Raw genomic sequence first — 1027 nt, forward strand, 5'->3', positions numbered from 1 at the left:
GCGACGGACTCCGTCCGCCGGACGGGTGGGCTCAGATGAGGCCGAGCTCGCGGACCGCGTCGCGCTCCTCCGACAGCTCCTTGACGGAGGCGTCGATGCGGGTGCGGGAGAACTCGTTGATGTCCAGGCCCTGGACGATCTCGTACTTGCCGTCCTTGCAGGTGACGGGGAAGGACGAGATGAGGCCCTCGGGGACGCCGTAGGAGCCGTCCGACGGGACGCCCATGGAGGTCCAGTCGCCCTCGGCGGTGCCGTTGACCCAGGTGTGGACGTGGTCGATGGCGGCGTTGGCGGCCGAGGCGGCGGAGGAGGCGCCACGGGCGTCGATGATCGCGGCGCCGCGCTTGGCGACGGTCGGGATGAAGGTGTCGGCCAGCCACGCCTCGTCGTTCACGACGTCGGCGGCGTTCTTGCCGGCGATCTCCGCGTGGAAGATGTCCGGGTACTGGGTCGCGGAGTGGTTGCCCCAGATGGTGAGGCGCTTGATGTCCGTGACCGAGGAGCCGGTCTTCTGGGCCAGCTGCGTCAGCGCGCGGTTGTGGTCCAGGCGGGTCATCGCGGTGAAGCGCTCGGCCGGGACGCCCTTGGCGGCCGACTGGGCGATCAGGGCGTTGGTGTTGGCCGGGTTGCCGACGACCAGGATCTTGACGTCGTCCGCGGCGTGCGCGGCGATGGCCTCGCCCTGCGGCTTGAAGATGCCGCCGTTCGCGGCGAGCAGGTCGCCGCGCTCCATGCCCGGGCCGCGCGGGCGGGCGCCGACGAGCAGACCGATGTTCGCGCCCTCGAAGCCCGCGTTCGGGTTGTCGAAGATGTCGATGCCCTTGAGCAGCGGGAACGCGCAGTCGTCGAGCTCCATGGCGGTGCCCTCGGCGGCCTTGACGCCCTGCGGGATCTCAAGAAGGCGCAGCTTGACCGGCACGTCCGCGCCGAGCAGGTGGCCGGAGGCGATGCGGAAGAGCAGCGCGTAGCCGATCTGGCCGGCCGCGCCGGTCACGGTGACATTCACGGGAGTGCGGGTCATGGCGAT

Annotated in this window: 1 protein-coding gene; it reads right to left on the minus strand. The window is 70.7% G+C overall.

Annotated elements, in window-relative coordinates; all coding sequences use genetic code 11:
* Positions 1 to 31: 31 nt before the first annotated feature.
* Complete coding sequence (locus IE321_RS41525; protein WP_043225938.1) at positions 32 to 1021, minus strand: malate dehydrogenase; 990 nt, start codon at positions 1019 to 1021, stop codon at positions 32 to 34.
* Between the last annotated feature and the right edge of the window lie 6 nt (positions 1022 to 1027).

The sequence above is a fragment of the Streptomyces hydrogenans genome, from assembly GCF_014656075.1.
Lineage (GTDB): Bacteria > Actinomycetota > Actinomycetes > Streptomycetales > Streptomycetaceae > Streptomyces > Streptomyces hydrogenans.